The following is an 18,214-nucleotide window of genomic DNA, read 5'->3' on the forward strand; positions in this document are numbered from 1 at the left end:
GCTGCGGATGTCCGGGTCCGCCTTGTAGCGAGCCGAGCACCGCAGGTCCGGCGAGGGCGAAGAGGCGCGGGTGTCTGAGCGCTGCGAATGGCGCCGACCAAGCGCCCGGCGCCGCCGAACTGCCGTCAGCGCAGGCGGTCCAGCGCCTCGACCAGCTCATCGGCCAGCGGCGCGTTCAGCACATACGGGCTCTTGCCGTCGTCCAGCGCGAACTCCAGCGAGGCCGCGTGCAGGAACAGACGCTTCAGCCCGATCTGCTCACGAAGCCGCTTGTTGACCGCCGGATCGCCGTATTTGTCGTCGCCGGCCACCGGATGCCCCAGGTGCTGGGCATGCACGCGGATCTGGTGGGTACGGCCGGTCTCGATGCGCACCTCGCAATAGGAATGGCCGCCGCGGCGCTCCAGCACCCGGAAGTGGCTGATCGATTCCTTGCCGATCGCGTTGACCTGCACATGGCGCTCGCCGCCCTGGCGCAGGCCGACATGCAGCGGCGCATCGACCGTCATCACCCCGTCGGGCATGCGCCCGGCCAGCAGGGTCAGGTAGCGCTTGCGGATGCCGGCGCCGTGGTCTTCACGCAGCAGCGCCTGCAGTTCGCTCAGCGCCGAGCGCTTCTTGGCCACGATCAGCAGGCCCGAGGTGTCGCGATCCAGCCGGTGGACCAGCTCCAGGGTCTGCCCCGGGCGCAGCGCGCGCAGGGTCTCGATGGCGCCGAAGCTGATGCCGCTGCCGCCGTGGCTGGCCACGCCGGTGGGCTTGTTCAGGGCCAGCAGGCGCGCGTCCTCGAAGACGATGGCCTGCTCCAGCCGGCGCATGAATGCCTCCGGGGGACCCACCTTGTCTCCCTCTTCGGTGAGACGAACCGGCGGCACGCGCACTTCGTCGCCCGCCTCCAGCTTGCGCTCGGCCTTGGCGCGGCCGCCGTTCACCCGTACCTGGCCACTGCGCACCAGCTTGTAGACCAGGCTGCGCGGGGCACCCTTCAGCTGGCCGAGCAGGAAGTTGTCCAGGCGCTGGCCGGCGCGGTCGGCGGGAACGGTGATCATGCGCACGGAAGGCTTGTCGCCAGCGGGCTTGGTGGGGTCTTGGGCGGTCATCAGGCTGTTTATTCTGTTACACTCGGGGGGCGAGATAAGGGATTGATTTCGTTGGAAGTTACTCAGGGCCAGAAGCCCAGCTTCCGACGAATCCGGCACAGTGCGCGACCACCGCCCGCGGGGCGGCCATGTTAGCGGCTCACCGGCCTTCCCGGCCATCGCCGGATGCCTGACACGCAACCGTGCTGAACATGTCCCGCGTGGCGCTCCAGCCTGGCTGACAGCTGCCTGCGGCCCTGCAACACCCAAAAACCATAAGAGTGAAGCGCTCCCGCGGCCTGCCGTGGTGTCGTAGCGCTGGAAACCCAAGCCGCCCTCCCCGCGCTTGCGCGAATGGGCGGCGAGCCGTGTCCAGAGGCGAAACCCCATGGCGTTCCGCGCGGTAGCCGCTTGCGAGGAACGCAACAATGAAGCGAATGCTGATCAACGCCACGCAGGCTGAAGAGCTGCGTGTTGCCATCGTGGATGGCCAGTCGTTGTATGACATCGACATCGAACAGCCGTCGAAGGAACAGAAGAAGTCCAACATCTACAAGGGCCGGATCTTCCGCATCGAGCCCTCGCTGGAAGCGGCCTTCGTCGAGTACGGCGGTGGCCGCCATGGCTTCCTGCCGCTGAAGGAAATCTCCCGCGACTACTTCCAGGCCGGTGTCGACCACAACAAGGCCGGCATCCGCGAGCTGCTGAAGGAAGGCCAGGAGATCGTCGTCCAGGTCGACAAGGAAGAGCGTGGCAACAAGGGCGCCGCCCTGACCACGTTCATTTCGCTGGCCGGCCGCTACATGGTGCTGATGCCGAACTCGCCCAGCGCCGGCGGTGTGTCGCGCCGCATCGAGGGCGAAGACCGGGCCGCGCTGAAGGACGCCCTGGACAAGCTGAACATCCCCGACGACATGGGCGTGATCATCCGTACCGCCGGCGTCGGCCGCGATGCGGAAGAACTGCAGTGGGACCTGGACTACCTGCTCAATGTCTGGCGCGCCATTGCCGAAGCGGCACTGAGCAAGCCCGCCCCGTTCCTGATCTACCAGGAATCGCGCCTGATCGTGCGCGCCCTGCGTGACTACCTGCGCGCCGACATCGGCGAGATCCTGGTGGACACCGAGGAGATGTACGAGCACGCCCGCGAATTCATGCAGCAGGTGATGCCGCAGACCCTGCGCAAGCTCAAGCACTACAAGGACGACATTCCGCTGTTCAATCGCTTCCAGATCGAATCGCAGATCGAAGGCGCCTACGAGCGCAACGTGCGCCTGCCGTCGGGCGGCTCGATCGTGGTCGACCAGACTGAAGCGCTGACCGCCGTCGACGTGAACTCCTCGCGCGCCACCAAGGGCAGCGACATCGAGGACACCGCGTTCCAGACCAACCTGGAAGCGGCCGAGGAAGTGGCCCGCCAGCTGCGCCTGCGTGACCTGGGCGGCCTGGTGGTGATCGACTTCATCGACATGGCCTCCAACAAGCACCAGCGCGAAGTCGAGAACCGCCTCGCCAACGCGCTGAAGTACGACCGCGCGCGCGTGCAGGTCGGCCGCATCTCGCGCTTCGGCCTGCTGGAAATGAGCCGCCAGCGCCTGCGCCCGAGCCTGGGCGAGTCCAGCCAGATCGTCTGCCCGCGTTGTGACGGCCACGGCCGCATGCGCAGCGTCGAGTCGCTGTCGCTGTCGATCATCCGCGTGGCTGAAGAGCATGCGATGAAGGAGAACACCGGGCAGGTGCTGGTGCAGGCCCCGGTGGAGATCGCCAATTACCTGCTGAACGAGAAGCGCAGCGCCCTGCGCGAGATCGAACAGCGCCACGAGGCGCCGATCGTGATCGTCGCCGACGAGCAGCTGCACACCCCGCACTACACCGTGACCCGCCTGCGCGAGAACGAGCTGGGTGAAGAAAGCAGCAAGCCCAGCTACCAGCGCGGCACCCCGCGCAAGCTGCCGGTGCACGCGCTGACCAAGGGCCAGCTGAACATCCCGCCGCCGGCGGTGACCCAGGTCAAGCACACCTCCCCGGCCCCGGTGCGCGAGGAAGTGGAGCCGGCCGCGGCCGCTCCGGCCCCGGTCGCTGCAGCCCCTGTTGCGCCGGCCCCGGCGGGCGGCGTGATCGGTTGGCTCAAGCGCGTGTTCGGTGGCGAACCGGCGCCCGCGCCGGCACCGGCTGCCCCGGCTGCACGCCAGCAGCAGGACGGCGGTCGCAAGGACCGCAACAAGGATCGCAACAAGGACCGCAAGGACCGTCGCGACGACAATCGTGGCAATGGCAACGCGCAGCAGCAGAAGGATGGCGGCAACCGCAAGGACCGCGGCGAGCAGCGCAAGGACGGCCGCAACGGCAATAACGGCAATGCGCAGCAGCAGCCGCAGCAGGGCAAGCAGAAGGAGCCGCAGCACAAGGATGGCCAGCAGCCGCCGCAGCAGCAGAACAAGCCGCGCAACGAGCAGCAGGGCCAGAACCAGAACCAGCAACCGAAGCTGAAGCAGCCCAAGCAGCCGCGCCCGCAGCAGCAGGACGGTGACAAGCCGGCCGAGAAGCCGCAGCGCAATGCCGCCGAAGCACCTGCCGAAGCCGTGACCGCAGCTGCAGCCGTAGCCGCTACGGCCGTCGCCGCCAATGGGGTGAACGCGCAGGAAGCCACCGCCCCGGTCGCCCCGGTCGCCCCGGTGGAAGCGGCCGCACCGGTCGACGCCGCTGCCAATGCGGCCAGTGCGACCGACGTGGTCGCAGTTGCCGCTGAAGAGGCTGCAACCGACGCCAATGGCGAGCAGGCTGGCGAAGGCGCAACCCGCCGTCGCCGTGGCCGTCGTGGTGGCCGTCGTCGTCGCCGCGGTGGCGCCGAGAACGCCGCCGGCAGCGACGCCCTGGGTGATGACCAGGACGAGGGTGATGACAGTGATGACGCCGACGGCGCCGAGCCGAACATCGACAGCACTGCCGGCACTGCGCCGGTCGCGGCTGTGCAGCCCACGCGTTCGCAGCCGGAGTTCGACTTCGATGACGAAGCCGAGCCGGTCGCTGTCGAAGCCGAGAAGCCAGCCCGTGCTGCCGCCGCTGTTGTCGCCACGCCGGTTGCCGTGGTGAGCAGCGCTGTGGTCGAAGCCGCCGCCCCGGTCGTGGCTGAAGTGCAGGCACCGGTCGAAGCTGCGAAGACCGAAGTGGTGTCCTCGCCGGTGCAGACCAGCATGCTCGATGCCATCGACGCCGCGACCCCGGTCCAGCCGGTCGCCGCTGCCGCACCGGTCGCCAACGCCACTCCGGTGGTGGACGCTGCTGCGCCGGCCATCGAAGCAAAGCCGGTTGTGGCTGAAACGGCCGCGGTGGTTGAAGCCGCTCCGGTGATCGAAGCGAAGCCGGTCGCAGTCGAGGCCGCGCCGGTCGTGGAATCGAAGCCGCAGGTGGTTGAAGCAACCCCGGTGGTTGAAACCAAGCCGGTGGCCAGTGAGAGTGCCCCGGTGGTGGAGGCCGCCCCGGCCGTTGAAGCCACGCCGGTCGTCGAGACTGCGCCGATCGTGGAACAGCCGGTCGCTCCGGTGGCGGTCGAAGCCGCACCGATCGAAGCCGCCGCCCCGAGCGCTGATGCGGTGGTGACGCCGTCGATCGATCCGGTCGCCGATGGCCATGCCGACGCTGCAGCCCAGGCTGCAGAAGCCAAGGCTGATGAAGAAGACGAAGAGGCCGCCAAGCGCACGCCGCCGGCGAACTGATCGCTCCTTGATAGCGTGAAAACGAACCGGCGGGGATCAATGATCCCCGCCGTTTTTGTTTGTGCTTCGGGCCGAACCGTGCCAACCAAGGTTGGCACCCACCAGGGCACAACCCGCGCACGGTCACCGCTTTGGTGGAGGCCAACCTTGGTTGGCGCCGTTGATCGAGTGCACGCGGACACGCCCGTGCCAACCAAGGTTGGCACCTACCCAGGCGTGTCCCGTCAGGGTTTCGGCGCGAACTGCAGGCGGGTCCACACGCCGTAGTGGTCCGAGGCCCAGCGACCGCTGTCGTCGGGCTGGTCGAACAGGATCTTCGCCTCGCGCGCGACCATCTCGTCCTGCTGGAAGAAGATGTGGTCGATCCGCGACGTCGCCTGGTAATAGTGGCGGTTGAGCGTACTGACCCCGGACAGATCGGTGTTGACGTGCACGCTACCGTAACTGTCGCCGTAGTGGCTGCGCAGCTCGCTCAGATCGCCGGCATCCACCAGTGCATTGAAGTCACCTGCGATCACCACCGGCGCGCCCGCCGACGTCGCGCTGATGAAGCGCAGCAGGTCCTCGACCTGGCTGCGACGGATGCGTTGTCCGCTCTCATCACTGCGCTCGTTCAGATGCGTGGCGTAGACGTTTACCGGCGTGCCATCGACGTCGATGCGCAGGTGGGCCACGGTGCGGTAGTCGTCCAAGGGCTGCAGCAGATGATCCCCCTGGGCAAGGATCGGCCGCCGGGTCAGAAGCGCATTGCCGTAGCGCTTGGGCGCGCCGACCGCATCGGTGGACACGAACACGTACTTGTAGCCAAGTTGGCTGGCCAGCCATTGCGCCTGGTTTCGCACGTTGCGGCGTTGGATCACCTCCTGCAGGGCAACCGCATCCGGCTGCAGGCGCTTGAGTTCGGCCAGGATGGTGCGGCGCCGGCGTGGCCAGTCCTCGCGGTCATGATGCAGATTGAAGGTGACCATGCTCATGCCTGGCGCGGTGGCGACATCAGCCGCTGCCCCGGCGGCTGGATCGGCCGCCATCACGGCGCCCGGCAGTGCCAATGCAATGGCCAGCCCCAGGGCGCGCACGATCGTGCGCACTCTTGCCCCCTGCTGCTTCATCGTTACTGCCCCTTGCGCTCGGCGCGGCGCACCGCGCTCGGTACATCGATCTCGACCCGCGCCGGCAGCTGGTGCACGTGCAGTTCCTTGTTGACCCATTCGGCCGCTTCGCCGTTGATCGTCGCCTCGGCCGGATCACCGGCGTACGGCCACGGCAACACCACGCCACCGACCGGTGGCACCAGGCCCGGCTGCACCTCCAGCACCAGCTGCCTGTCGCTGCGCTGCAGGCGGTAGTTGAGCTGGCCCTGCGGCGTGCGCAGGCCCTGCACGGCGATGCCCTCGCCCTGCAGCCAGGCGCTCGGAATGCCGGCGGCCAGCACCAGCGCATCGTCCATGTCACGACTGTACGCGAACATGTCCAAGGCCGAGCGCACGAAGTCCGAGGCTACCCAGGCGTGCGGCAGGTCACCGACGAAGAACGGCTTGCGCGGCGTGCGCGAGACCACCTCGGCCCACTGGTTCCAGGCCTGCGGCGCACGGTCCCTGAAGAAGAACTCGGTGGCCTGCCAGGCGCGGTCACGCCAGCCCAGGCGTACGAACGCCGCCACGTTGCGCCACTCGTACGGGGTGTAGTCCTTCCACTCACGCTTGCCGTCGCGGCGGGCCACGAACTCCTTCCAATAGCGCTCGAAGGTCGCCTCCAGTGCCTGCTGCGGCAGTCGGCCCTGCTCGCCGCCCGGCGCCAGCGCGATGGTGGTCGAGGTCGCATCGAAATCGCCCAGCTCGGCCGAGCCCGGCAGGTAGTCGATGTCGTGCTGCTGCATCGCCGACAGCAGCGAGGCCTGCAGGTCATCACGGAACTGGTCACGCGATCCGGCGATCTGCATCGCCTCGACCTTGCCCAGCTGGGCCGCCAGCGATGCCGCGTCCGTGTAGCCGCGCAACGCCCAGAAATTATCCCAGTACGAATGCATCGGCTTGGCCGAATAGCCTTCGTGGCTGATCGAGGCCGGCATCATCCCGTAGAAGGCAGGATTGCGTGCGCGGTTTTCCTCGGTGCGCTCGCTGGCGCGCAGCTGCTCCATGTAGTTGTAGGCGCCCTGCACGTGCGGCCACATCAGCTCGGTGAACGTGCTGTCGCCGGTGTAGCGTCCATACTCGGCAATGCTGTAGATCAGTTCGCCATGGCTGTCGTTCTCCGGTACCGGGTCGCTGCCGCGCGCGTCGACGCAGCACGGCACCTTGCCGTTCTCGAACTGGTACGGCGCATACCAGTTGATGTAGTCACGCACGGCATCGCTGCGCCCCATGCGCAGCAGGCCCTCGGAAATCATCGCGCCATCGCGGATCCAGCTGCGCGCGTACGAGCGCGTGCCCGGCTGCAGGCGTGGGCCAACCCGCGAGATCAGCATGTGCGCGACGGCCGTGCGCAGGGTATCGACCAGTGCCTGGCCCGCAGCCGGCACCTGCAGCGAGACCACGCCCAGCTTCTGCCGCCATTGATCGGCCACCTGCGCCTGCGCCTTGGCCACGTCCAGCGCCTGCGGCGCCCAGCCACCGGTCTGCGGCAGCACCACCGCCACTTCGCGGCTCTGGCCGGGCTCGAGCTTGATCGTGTACATCAGCGCACCCGACGCCATGCCGGTGCTGTCCTTCACTGCGGTCGTGGCCGGGTACTTGCCGCTTTCCAGATGCATCGCATCGAGCTTGCCATCGAACGTACTGGCAAAGCGCGCATCCGGCACCTGCAGCGGATAGATGCGCGGCTCACCGTTGACCCGAACCAGCTGTTCGCCCACATCCAGTGCATCGATGCGGCTGAAGCCACCGACGGTGTTGAGGAACTGGGTGGGCGGGTTGACCTGCCACGGACGGATTGCCAGCGCCAGGGTGTACTCGTGCGCGACCTTGTCCGGATTGCTCAGCCGGTAGCGGCCGATCAGCTGCGCGCGCTCGGGCGTGCCCTGCACGAAACTGGTCACCGAAAGCCCGGCCTTCTCATGCACCCAGTCGACGGTGGCGATCGGCAGGTAGTGATCCTGCAGCGACTGGGTGATGGCGACCTTCGACCAGTCCAGCAGCTTGCCGTCCAGGCGGATGAACGGCTCGATGCTGAAGCTGCCCTTGGCCGGCTCCAGCGCGCCATCCTCGCTGATCAGCGCCTGTTCCTGGCCACCATCGAGGCCGAGCAGGGTCCAGTACGGCTGTTCGCCCACATAGGCACGCGGCGACGAGCCTCGCGGCAGATCGGCGGCCACCGAGGACAGGAAGGCATTGGGCGTGGCGGCGAAGGCCAGCGGCTTGAGTGCTATGTCACGGATGCCATAGCGCCAGTTCGGGCCATCGCGCAGATCGAAACGCACGTAGCGCGCGTCGGTATCCGGCAGCGCCAGCCAATCGCGCCCCCCCGCAGCGCCGGTCACCTCGCGCACAGTGCGCCAGTCCCGGCCATCCTCGGACGTCCGCACGGTGTAGCGATTGGCTTCCAGGTTCGGCAGCCAATCGATCACTACACCGCCGATCTCGCGGCTCTTGTGCAGGTCCAGGCTGATGGTCTGCTGCTTGACGCCACCGCTGATCCAGAACGTGTCGCTCTTGCCGTCGATCATGCGGTCCTGCAGCGCGGTGGCCGTATCGGCAATCACCGATGGCACCAACGCCGAATCATCCTGCGGCGGCAGGCCCTGCAGGGTCAGCTTGTCGAAGCACACCGTGCCGCGGCCACCGACCTTGCTGTAGATCGTGAACTCGACGGCGGCGCTTCGTGCCATCTCCTTCTCGGGCGAGGGACCCCACGCCTTGTCGATCTGGCGCCGACGGTACTCGACCGGCGTCCACGCCTTGGGGAAGCTGTAGCCGGGCCGGTTGACCCACCAGACGTTGTCGCCGCTGGCATCGATCAACTTGAACTGCAGGTCGTTGCCCGGCGATTCGCCACGCAGCTGGAATCCGAAGCGGTAATTGACCGGGTATTCGATGTTCAGCGCGCGGCGGATGCCGACGTAGCCGGAGACATCGTGGAAGTCATAGTCCAGGCACAGCGCGCGGCCACCACCGGCACCACTGACCGGACGCAGCGAACCGCTGACCTGGTCGGACAGCACCAGCGTCCAGGCTGCGATGTCGTCGAAGTCGTCCAGCACCTTCGGTGCCGGCAGCGCCGGAGGTGCGGCGATCGCCAGGGAAGTCCACAACAGGCCCAGTCCAACGGCGATCGCTCGCTTCATCCCTTGACGCTCCCCAGCAACAGACCTTGGATGTAGTACCGCTGCAGCACCAGGAACAGCGCCAGCACCGGGACCACGGTGACCACCGCGCCAGCCATCATCATTTCCACGTCCATGATGTGCTCGCGCGAGAGGGTGGCCAGTGCCACCGGCAAAGTGTAGTGCTCCTGGTCGGTCAGCACGATCAATGGCCACATGAAATCGTTCCATGCGCCCATGAAGGTGAAGATCGCCAGGGTCACCAGCACCGGCTTGAGCATCGGCAGCACGATCTGGAAGAAAATGCGCAGCTCCCCTGCCCCGTCGATGCGCGCCGCTTCCAGCAGTTCGTCCGGGATGGAACGCGCGTACTGGCGTACCAGGAAGATGCCGAACACGCTGGCCAGCGCTGGCACGATCACGCCACCGAAGCTGTTGACCAGGCCCAGCTGCTTCATCAGCAGGAACAGCGGCAGCATCGCCACCTGCGCCGGAATCACCAGCGCCGCCATCAGCACCTGGAACAGGCGCTCGCGGCCGACGAAGTTGAGCTTGGCGAACGCGTAGCCGGCCATGGTGTTGAGCAGCAGCGAACCGACCGTGATGCCGAGCGACACCAGCAGGCTGTTGGCGAAGTTGCCGCCCATGCCAGTGCGCGCGAACAGCTCATGGTAGTTGTGCGTGGTGATGCTGGAAGGCAGCAGCGGCGGCGGGAAATGGCTGGCCTCGCCCTGCGGCATGAACGAGACCGAGAGCATCCACAACAGCGGTGCCAGGCTGACCAGGGCCAGCACCAGCAACGCACCATTGATCAACCACGGGTACCAGCGCGACTGGCCGATTTCACGACTCATACCAACTGCCTCTTGCGGCCGAAACGCAGCATCACGGTGGTCACCGCCAGGATGATCAGGAACAGCAGGAACGCCACGGCGGAGGCGCGTCCCAGGTTCCACCACTTGAAGCCTTCCTCGAACATGAAATACAGCACGCTGACGGTGCTCTGCAGTGGGTCGCCGCGGGTCATCACGTAGGGTTCGGCGAACAGCTGGAAGTAGCCGGACACGGTGATCACGCCGACCACCAGCAGCACCGGGCCGAGCATCGGCAGGGTGATGTGCAGGAACTGCTTCCAGCGCGAGGCACCGTCGATGCGCGCGGCCTCGTACAGGTCATGCGGGATCGCCTGCAGGCCGGCCAGGAAGATCACCATGTTGTAGCCGAAGTTCTTCCACACCGCGAACAGCATGATGGTCGGCATCGCCCAGTTGGGATCGCCCAGCCAGTCGATCGGGCTGATGCCCAGATGGCCCAGGCCGTAGTTCACCAGGCCGTAGCTGGTATGGAACAGGTAGCGCCAGATCACCGCCACCGCCACCAGCGTGGTCACCACCGGCGCGAACAACGCAGTGCGGAACAGCGCCTTGAGGCGCGCGGCCGGCGCATTCAGCAGCATTGCCGCGCCCAGCGATACGCCGATCGACAAGGGCACGCCGATCAACACGAAGTAAGTGGTATTCCACAGCGACTTCCAGAACATCGGTGTCTGCAGCAGATCGATGTAGTTGCCGAGGCCGACAAAGCGCAGGTTGCTGCTGTCAGCCAGGGCATACAGGTCGAAGTCGGTCACGCTCAGCGCCAGCGCCGAAGCCACCGGCAGGCCGAAGAACACGCCCAGCACGATCAGCGAGGGACCGGCGAAAATCCAGCCGGCGAGTGAAGTACGTTTCATTGCGCGCTCCCGGCGGCCACGGCACTGCTCGATTGCGGCGACGGAACGCGCTGCTGCAGGCGTTGTTGTTCATGCATCCAGCGGCGCTTTGCCAGCACCTTGTCCACGCGCTGGTCGAGTTCTTCGACGGCCTTGTCCTGCGGCAGGCCACCGCGCACCACCTTCTCGGTGACGATGCGCATTTCCTGCACGATGCGCTCCCATTCGAGCACCTTCGGCGTCGGCTTGACCCGCTCCAGCTGGTCACGGAACGCTGCGGCCAGCGGATCGTTGGCCAGCGACGGCGCACTCCACGTGCTGCGGCGTGGCGGCAGGTCGCCGATGATCGAATGGAAACGTGCCTGGATCTGCGGGCGCGACAGGAACTCGATCAGCTTCCACGACGCCTCCTTCTGCTGCGACTTGCGGAAGATCACCAAGCTGGTGCCACCGGCGATGCCCGCGCCCGGACCATCCGGCCCCGGCAGCGCTGCGGTGCCCCACAGCCCTTCCAGTTCCTTCGGCTGCAGCTTCTTGAACTCGCGGATGTTCCATGGGCCGGAAATGTAGAAGACGTTGAAGCCGCGGAAGAACTCATCCCAGACGTTTGAGATCTGCGTCTCGGACATCTTCGGCGCCCAGCCCTGCTCGAACATGTTGGCGTAGAACGCCAGCGTGCGGCGGAAGCCGGGGCTGCTGAAGTTGCCGCGGGTGTCATCATCGCGCAGCAGCGGATCGGGCTGCTGCAGTGCCAGCGACAGCTGCTGCTCGAACTCGTTGATCGGCATCAGCACCGCATAGCGGTTCGGGCCCTGCATGCGCTTGATCGCCGCCATCTGCTCATCCCACTCCTGCCACGTGCGCGGCGGGTGGTCGTAGCCGGCCTTGGCCAGCAGGTCCTTGCGGTAGTAGATCAGGCGCGTATCGACATACCACGGCACGCCGACCAGCTCGCCGTGGATCACGTTGGTGTCCCAGATGCCCTGGAAATAGTCCTTCTCATCGACCACGGCAGAGTGATCGACGAACGGCTGCAACGGGGTCAGCGCATCGAGCTCGGCGAACTCCGGCACCCAGGTGTTGCCGAGCTGGCACACGTCCGGCAGGCCGTCGGCGGCGAACGCGGTCAGCAGCTTTTCGTGCGCAGCGGTCCACGGGATGTTCTGCACGTCCACCTTGATGCCCGGGTTCTCGGCTTCGAACTCATGGATCAGTTCGCTGACCACCTCGGCTTCCCGGCCCATTGCCCAGAAGCGCACAGTGGTGGTGCCCGGTTCGGTGCGGGCGCAGCCGGCCACGGCCAGTGCGGCCAGGGTTGGCAGTGTCCAGCGGCGCAGACGGTCGATCCAGTTCGGCATCGGGTTACTTGCCCTGGCCTGTGTTGCGGTTGGCATTGTTCTTCTGTTCCTGCGCGGCAGCCGCGCGTGATTCGGCGATACCCACCGCGCGTGCCGCCGCGGCCTTTTCGTCTTTCTGCAGTTCCAGCGGCTGGAACGAACCTTCCGGCGCCAGCCAGCCACCACTGAACCCCGCCCGCTCCAGGCCCTTGCGGATGTACGGGTTCTTCTTCATCACTTCCCAGACGAAATCATTGCGATAGTTGGCGATCATGGTCAGGATCGGCCCCTGGTCGATGGCGATGTAGTCGCTGGCGACCCAGCCACGATCCGGCACCACGCGGCCGGTCTTGATCGGGATGTCGTAGTTGAAGCTGGGATTGAACGAATCCAGGAAGCCGTAGCTGGAATAGATGTAATCGCCGTAGCGCTTGTGCATCTCCAGCGTGGCCGGGATCACCTGTTCCGGCGCGAACACCACCGACGCGATCGCGGCGGTCGGAGCGATGGTGCCGTCATCGAAGTTTTCGCGCAGGCCAGCGCCGCGCGAAGAGTAATGGCGGAACTGGCGCTGCTCGCCACGGTATTCCTGCGTGGTGTTCTGCGGGCCATCGCTGGCGGTCAGGCCCCAGACGTTCTCGCCGTAATCCTTCCACTGCATCGGGTTGGCGATGGCGTACTCACGCTGGGCCAGTGCGGCCGAGCGGCTGTTGAGGAAGTAGGTGCTGCCGCGCTCGCGCATGTAGGCGTCCTGGATGTCGCGGAAGTCGATCCAGACGTGGCTGTACTGGTGGCCGAACAGTGGGCCGAAGGACAGGTATTCCTGGCCTTGGTAGACCCCCCAGTCGTTGTCATAGGTGCGCGTCCACACCGTCCACGCATCCGGGCTGACCGGGTGCGTCGGCGAACCGAGGGCAAGGATGTAGACCATCATGGCCTCGTTGTAGCCCATCCAGTCGTGGTCGATGAAACCGCTCTCGGGGAACCAGCCCATCGAGATCAGCGGCGCACGCTGCTGCAGCCAGGGCCAGTCGACCTTCCTGTACAACGTGTCGGCGATCTGGCGGATTTCCTTCTCGCGCGGATCGTCACCGTCGTAGTACGACTGCGCGAACAGCACCCCCATCATCAGCAGCGCGGTATCCACCGAGGACAGTTCGACCCAGCTGTCGTAGCGACGGCCTTCCTGCATGTCCAGGAAGTGGTAATAGAAGCCCTTGTAACCCGCCTTGCCGGTACGCTGCGGGCCCATCGGCACGTCGCGGAAGAATTTCAGGGTAGTCAGGGTGCGGTCGATCGCCTGGTTGCGGCTGACCCAGCCGTTCTCGATGCCGATCGGATACGCGGTCAGTGCGAAGCCGACCGAGGCGATGCTGGCGAACGGCCGCGACGGATAGCGGTCCGGGGTCAGGCCATTGATCTCGTTGGTGGTATCCCAGAAGAACTGGAAGGTGCGGCGCTCGATGTCATCGAACAGCGGCGGCAGCTCAGGTTTCATCGGCCGCGGCGGTGCATCGGCCTCGATCAGGATCACCGGCGGCCGCGGCTTGGCAGGCTCCTGCTGGGCCGGCTGGCAGGCGGCCACGGCCAGGCTCAACGCTGCGGCGGACAACAGATGACGTGCCTGCATGGCGCGATTTCTCCGGTGGTCTGATCGATGGGAAAGCATACCGTCCAATGATCTGAAATCGTTTACAAGGTGCGTTCTTAAAAAACCACGAAAAACGTGGTTTGACACCGCGATCATTGCCCATGCCGATGCCCCCTGACCGGCAGCGGCATGGGCAATGGACCGGCACAGGGCCGGCCATTGCTGTTTTCACGCGCCCGATGCCGCCGGCGGAGCGGCGGCATCGGGGTCATGCATCCATCCGGGCTTAGAAGCGGAAGCCCACTTCGGCCTTGACCTGGCGCGGCGTACCGACGATGTCGCCGGTCTCGTTGTAGCTCGCGGTCAACTTGCCATTCTTGTAGTAGTTGTAGTTCGAGAAATTGTCGAAGTTGAACACATTGATGATGTCGATACGCGCATACAGCTCGGTATCGCCCGGCATCTTGAACGTCTTCGTCGCCTGCAGGTCGACCGAGCGATAACCGAAGATCTTGCCACCCAGCAGGAACTTGCCGTTGCCACCCGGAACCGCCGCCATCGGGGTCGGCAGGTCGAAGCCATTGGCCTGCGGCACGCCGTACCAGTCGTTGATCGCGGTCGGGGTGGCCAGGGTGATCTTGCCACCGAAGGTGATGCCCCAGAAGCCCGCATACGAACCGGTCACCACCAGGCGGTGACGCGGCGCGCCGTTGGAGCGGATGGTCGGGTAGTCACCGATCACGCCACGGTCGAACGCGTAGTGCTCGTTGATGTCACGGTTGTGGCGGGCGGTGGTCCAGGTATAGGCGATGGAGGTGCCCCAGCCGCTTTCCTGGGTGAACGGCTTCTGCGCCGACAACAGGATCTGGGTAGCACGGGTCTTGATGCCCTGCTGGCCGATGATCAGGCTGCCGAAGCCCGGCACGTTGCAGCTCCACGCCTGGCCCAGACCGGCTTCGGTGCCACCGCACAGACGCGGATCGTCGAAGAAGTTGCCGGTCGGGTAGCGGTTGCCCAGGGTGAAGGCGAAGCCGTCATAGGTGAGCGTGCGCGAGATGGTGGCGTCGGTCAGCCAGTCGCCGATCTGGTTGCTCATGCCCAGGCTGAACTGGTCAGCGTAGGGCACCTTCAGATTGTTGTTCAGCAGGTCGACTTCCAAGCCGGCATTGCTGGTCGAACCGACCAGGCTCTGGAGGTTGCCGATACCGTTGAGCAGGTTCGGGTTCCAGTCATAGCACGCGGCGTTGCCCTGGAAGCACTGACCGGTTGCCGGATTGCGGAAGTAGATCGTCGGCTGCGGCAGGGCCAGCTTGGTGGTTTCCAGCTGCAGGTAGTCGAACAGGTCGCGGTCGTAGGAACGACCGGCACCACCGTGGATCACGTGCTGCTCGTCGGCATTGATGTCATACGAGAAACCCAGACGCGGCTGCCAGGCATTCTTGAATGCCTTGCGGTTGTGGCCGTTGCTGATGTAATCGTTGATGTTCAGGCCGCTCAGCGCCAGCGTGTCAGCGTAGCTCTGGCCAGCGGCGGCACGCGGATCCTGCGCGAACAGCGCATTGACCACTTCCGGCGGGGTCACGAAGTCCAGATAGGACGGGTTCTTCTCGTAGTCCCAGCGCAGGCCGAGGTTCAGCTGCAGGTGGTCGTTGACCTGCCAGTCATCCTGGATGAACAGACCGATCTGCTTCACCTTCGAGCGCACTTCGCCGGACACGCCGGACACGCCGGTGACCGGCTTCACGAACTGTGCCTTGTACGGGATGCTGTCCGGGAAAGTCGGGTTGTCGATGGTGTAGTAGAACTGCGGATTGATCTGGGCCGCATCGGAGGCGTACAGGTCGATCTGCTTGTACTTGGCACCCATCTTGATGGTGTGGTCGCCCGCCCACTGGATGCCATCCAGGGTCAGGTTGTCTTCGATCGACCAGCCCTTCTGGCCCTTCACCTGCGACGACATTGCCGAGGAACCACCGATCGAGACGATGGCGCGCTCCTCGTTCTTGCCGTCCGGCGCGGTGTAGTTGAAACCGTTGCCCATGCTCAGCGGCTTGGGATTGTTGAACGAATCCTCGTGGGTAACCATCAGCTCGTTGTAGTAACGCTCACCGCTGTGGTTCCAGCGCAGCGCGTAACGGCGGTCAGTGTTCTTGGTTTCCTTGCCGTGCATCGGCGCGGTCTGGTCCGAGAACTGCTGCTGGGTTTCATCACGGTCCTGGAAGGTCAGTTCCAGGCGATCGTTGTCGGTCGGCTCGAAGTCGACCTTGGCGAAGATCAGGTCCTGCTGGAACGGCTGGCTGGCCGGGCCCAGGCCGGCCTGGGCATCAGCCGGGACGCGGTTGGCCTTGTTGGTCACCGAACCATGCGGTGCGATGGTCACCGGCAGATCGAAGCGCTTGGCTTCATAGGTCACGAAGAAGTGGGCCTTGTCCTTGACGATCGGGCCGCCCAGGGCGAAGCCGTATTCCTTCTCGGCCGAATCCTCCTTGCCCTTGCCCGGCTGACGCTCGGCCGGGGTCATCGCGCGCATGCTGTCGTTGGTATAACGGTAGAAGGTTTCACCCTTGAACTCGTTGGTACCCGACTTGGTCGCGGCCGTGACCGCTGCACTGGACACCTGGCCGTACTCGGCCTTGTAGTTGCCGGTGATGACCTTGTACTCGCCGATGGCCAGCTGCGGGAACGGGTTACCGGCACTGCCGGACTGACCGGCCACGCCGCCGCCCTTGACGTAGCTCTTCTGGCCCACACCGTCGATGTACACGTTGGTGCCGTCGGAGTTGGTGGCACCGCCGCGCAGCGAGGTGTTGCCCTTGGCGTCGCGGGTGAAGATCATGCCCGGCACCGCGTCGGCGAACTCCAGGAAGTTGCGCGAGACCTGCGGGGTGGTCTGGATCTGCTGCAGGCTGACGGTCTTGCCGACTTCGGACGTGCGCACTTCCTGCAGCAGGGTCGGCGCGACGACGTTGACAGTGTCCAGGTTGGTGGCTGCGGTCGTACCCGGGGTGCTGCTGGCAGCGCCGGCAAAGTTCAGGGTAGCGGTCGAGGCCACGGTGACGGTGACCTTCTGCGACTGGCCGTTGGCGACCACGTCATAGGTGCCCGGGTCCAGGCCCATCAGCGAGTAGCTTCCATCGGCACGGACGGTACCGCGACGGACGGTGCCGGTGGCCACGTTGGTGGCGGTCACCTCGGCGCCGGCCTGCGCGCCGGAAACCTGGCCGCGCAGGCTGGCATTGGCCGACTGCGCCATGACGTTCGGAGCAGCAGCCAGCATCAGGCAGCTGACCAGTGCGGTGCTCAGCAGCCGGCGCGCCGGCGTGCGGAAGGTGGTGTGCATCATCAACTCAATCTCCGGGTGGCGGTAACCGCTTGCGCGGTCCCTGCGATCAATCAAAAAAGAAGGAACGCCTCCGGCTTCAACGGCCGGATGGCGGAGTGGTGGAATCGCGAACTATCAAGCGGGGAACCAGGGTCTGCTTGTCCCCTGTCCCATCCGTGGAGGTGCCGTCCATCAACTGCATCAGGCGCGTCATGGCCCGATCGCCGAGTTCGGCGATGCTGACCTGCATGGTGGTCAGCGACGGGTGGACGAAACGCGCCAGTGGAATGTCATCGAAACCGGCCAGGGCGACGTCGGACGGAACGTGGACACCTGCCTGCGTGAACGCATACAGGCAACCCAGCGCCATCATGTCGTTGGCGGCGAACACGGCATCAGGCAGCGCTCCGGCTGCCAACAACTCCTGACCGGCGCGATGGCCGGAAGCTTCGTCGAAATCACCGGGCAGCTCGATGCCTTCGGCGTCACTGCCGAAAGCCGCCAACGCGTCACGGAAGCCACGCAGGCGCTCGCGCGCGTCGAAGTTGAGGTCCGGGCCAGAAATGAAAGCGATACGGCGGTGACCCGCGTCAAGCAGATGGCGGGTCATCGCCATCGCACCGGCATGGTCATCGATGCTCAGCACCGGGTGGTCCTGCCCGGGCAGATAGGTGTTGATCAACACCGTTGGCAACGACTGCGGCAGGTTGTCGGTCAGGAATCCCGGGCTCTCCGCATAGGGCGAGAGCACCAGCAGGCCGTCGACGCGGCCGCGCATGGCGCGCAGGGCAGCGCCCTGCTGCTCCTGGTCACCGTGGTAACTGGACACCAGCAGGTGCTGGCGGCGGTTGCGGGCGACGTTGTCGATGCCGCGCATCAGCTCGGAGAAGAATTCGCCGTACAGGTCAGGCAGTACCACGCCCACCGTATTGGTGCGACGGCTGCTGAGGCTGCGGGCGGCGGCGTGCGGGGTGTAACGCAGCCGTGCGGCCACCTCCAGCACAAGCTGGCGGACCGGTTCGGCGACATTTTCATGCCCGTTGAGCGCGCGGGAAACCGTGGCCACGGAGACCCGGGCTTCGCGAGCGACGTCTTTGATTGTGATAGCTGCCTTGTTCACGAAGCCGCCCTCCACGGCTTGGACCTACCAGCATTGGCGCGGAATGTAAGCGTTTCCATCTGGGCTTGTAAACAGTCCGT

Annotated in this window: 10 protein-coding genes; 1 reads left to right on the top strand and 9 read right to left on the bottom strand. The window is 65.7% G+C overall.

Annotated features, from left to right (window positions below):
* Positions 1–125: 125 nt before the first annotated feature.
* On the bottom strand, positions 126–1,100 hold the full coding sequence (locus AC5P99_RS04610; RefSeq protein ID WP_012480803.1) for an RluA family pseudouridine synthase: 975 nt from the start codon (positions 1,098–1,100) through the stop codon (positions 126–128).
* Positions 1,101–1,507: 407 nt separating this feature from the next.
* On the opposite strand from AC5P99_RS04610, the gene rne reads away from it, so the two are divergent.
* Positions 1,508–4,795, top strand: a complete 3,288-nt coding sequence (rne, locus tag AC5P99_RS04615; RefSeq protein ID WP_495212919.1) for a ribonuclease E — start codon at positions 1,508–1,510, stop codon at positions 4,793–4,795.
* Positions 4,796–5,019: 224 nt separating this feature from the next.
* Here the strand turns inward: rne and AC5P99_RS04620 are convergent, their stop codons facing one another.
* From AC5P99_RS04620 to AC5P99_RS04655, 8 genes are all read right to left on the bottom strand, one after another.
* The gene (locus AC5P99_RS04620; protein ID WP_049451712.1) at positions 5,020–5,904 is read right to left on the bottom strand and encodes an endonuclease/exonuclease/phosphatase family protein; all 885 of its coding nucleotides are present in this window, start codon (positions 5,902–5,904) and stop codon (positions 5,020–5,022) included.
* A 2-nt stretch (positions 5,905–5,906) separates the two neighbouring features.
* Entirely contained in the window at positions 5,907–9,074 is a 3,168-nt protein-coding gene (locus tag AC5P99_RS04625; protein ID WP_495212920.1) for a discoidin domain-containing protein, read from the bottom strand.
* A complete protein-coding gene (locus AC5P99_RS04630) occupies positions 9,071–9,907 on the bottom strand; it encodes a carbohydrate ABC transporter permease (RefSeq protein WP_005410322.1) in 837 nt (278 codons plus the stop codon). The genes AC5P99_RS04625 and AC5P99_RS04630 overlap by 4 nt, the downstream gene beginning before the upstream one ends.
* Positions 9,904–10,785 carry a carbohydrate ABC transporter permease gene (locus tag AC5P99_RS04635; RefSeq protein WP_495212921.1) on the bottom strand — a complete coding sequence of 294 codons (882 nt, stop codon included), beginning with the start codon at positions 10,783–10,785 and terminating at the stop codon, positions 9,904–9,906. Before AC5P99_RS04635 ends, AC5P99_RS04630 begins: the two co-directional genes overlap by 4 nt.
* The gene (locus AC5P99_RS04640) at positions 10,782–12,122 is read right to left on the bottom strand and encodes a sugar ABC transporter substrate-binding protein (protein WP_329768980.1); all 1,341 of its coding nucleotides are present in this window, start codon (positions 12,120–12,122) and stop codon (positions 10,782–10,784) included. The genes AC5P99_RS04635 and AC5P99_RS04640 overlap by 4 nt, the downstream gene beginning before the upstream one ends.
* Positions 12,123–12,126: 4 nt before the next feature.
* Positions 12,127–13,731, bottom strand: a complete 1,605-nt coding sequence (locus AC5P99_RS04645) for a glucoamylase family protein (RefSeq protein ID WP_049451706.1) — start codon at positions 13,729–13,731, stop codon at positions 12,127–12,129.
* A 247-nt stretch (positions 13,732–13,978) separates the two neighbouring features.
* Positions 13,979–17,035, bottom strand: coding sequence for a TonB-dependent receptor (locus AC5P99_RS04650; RefSeq protein WP_005410326.1), 3,057 nt, complete (start codon positions 17,033–17,035; stop codon positions 13,979–13,981).
* Positions 17,036–17,111: 76 nt separating this feature from the next.
* Complete coding sequence (locus AC5P99_RS04655) at positions 17,112–18,149, bottom strand: LacI family DNA-binding transcriptional regulator (protein ID WP_012480808.1); 1,038 nt, start codon at positions 18,147–18,149, stop codon at positions 17,112–17,114.
* Positions 18,150–18,214: the final 65 nt, after the last annotated feature.

It is taken from the genome of Stenotrophomonas sp. YJH_SMC_80, from assembly GCF_059372495.1.

What these genes read in the sequence shown, in the direction of transcription:
- AC5P99_RS04610 (WP_012480803.1), bottom strand. Translation starts at nt 1,100, where the DNA reads ATGACCGCCCAAGACCCCACCAAGCCCGCTGGCGACAAGCCTTCCGTG.
- rne (WP_495212919.1), top strand. Translation starts at nt 1,508, where the DNA reads ATGAAGCGAATGCTGATCAACGCCACGCAGGCTGAAGAGCTGCGTGTT.
- AC5P99_RS04620 (WP_049451712.1), bottom strand. Translation starts at nt 5,904, where the DNA reads ATGAAGCAGCAGGGGGCAAGAGTGCGCACGATCGTGCGCGCCCTGGGG.
- AC5P99_RS04625 (WP_495212920.1), bottom strand. Translation starts at nt 9,074, where the DNA reads ATGAAGCGAGCGATCGCCGTTGGACTGGGCCTGTTGTGGACTTCCCTG.
- AC5P99_RS04630 (WP_005410322.1), bottom strand. Translation starts at nt 9,907, where the DNA reads ATGAGTCGTGAAATCGGCCAGTCGCGCTGGTACCCGTGGTTGATCAAT.
- AC5P99_RS04635 (WP_495212921.1), bottom strand. Translation starts at nt 10,785, where the DNA reads ATGAAACGTACTTCACTCGCCGGCTGGATTTTCGCCGGTCCCTCGCTG.
- AC5P99_RS04640 (WP_329768980.1), bottom strand. Translation starts at nt 12,122, where the DNA reads ATGCCGAACTGGATCGACCGTCTGCGCCGCTGGACACTGCCAACCCTG.
- AC5P99_RS04645 (WP_049451706.1), bottom strand. Translation starts at nt 13,731, where the DNA reads ATGCAGGCACGTCATCTGTTGTCCGCCGCAGCGTTGAGCCTGGCCGTG.
- AC5P99_RS04650 (WP_005410326.1), bottom strand. Translation starts at nt 17,035, where the DNA reads ATGATGCACACCACCTTCCGCACGCCGGCGCGCCGGCTGCTGAGCACC.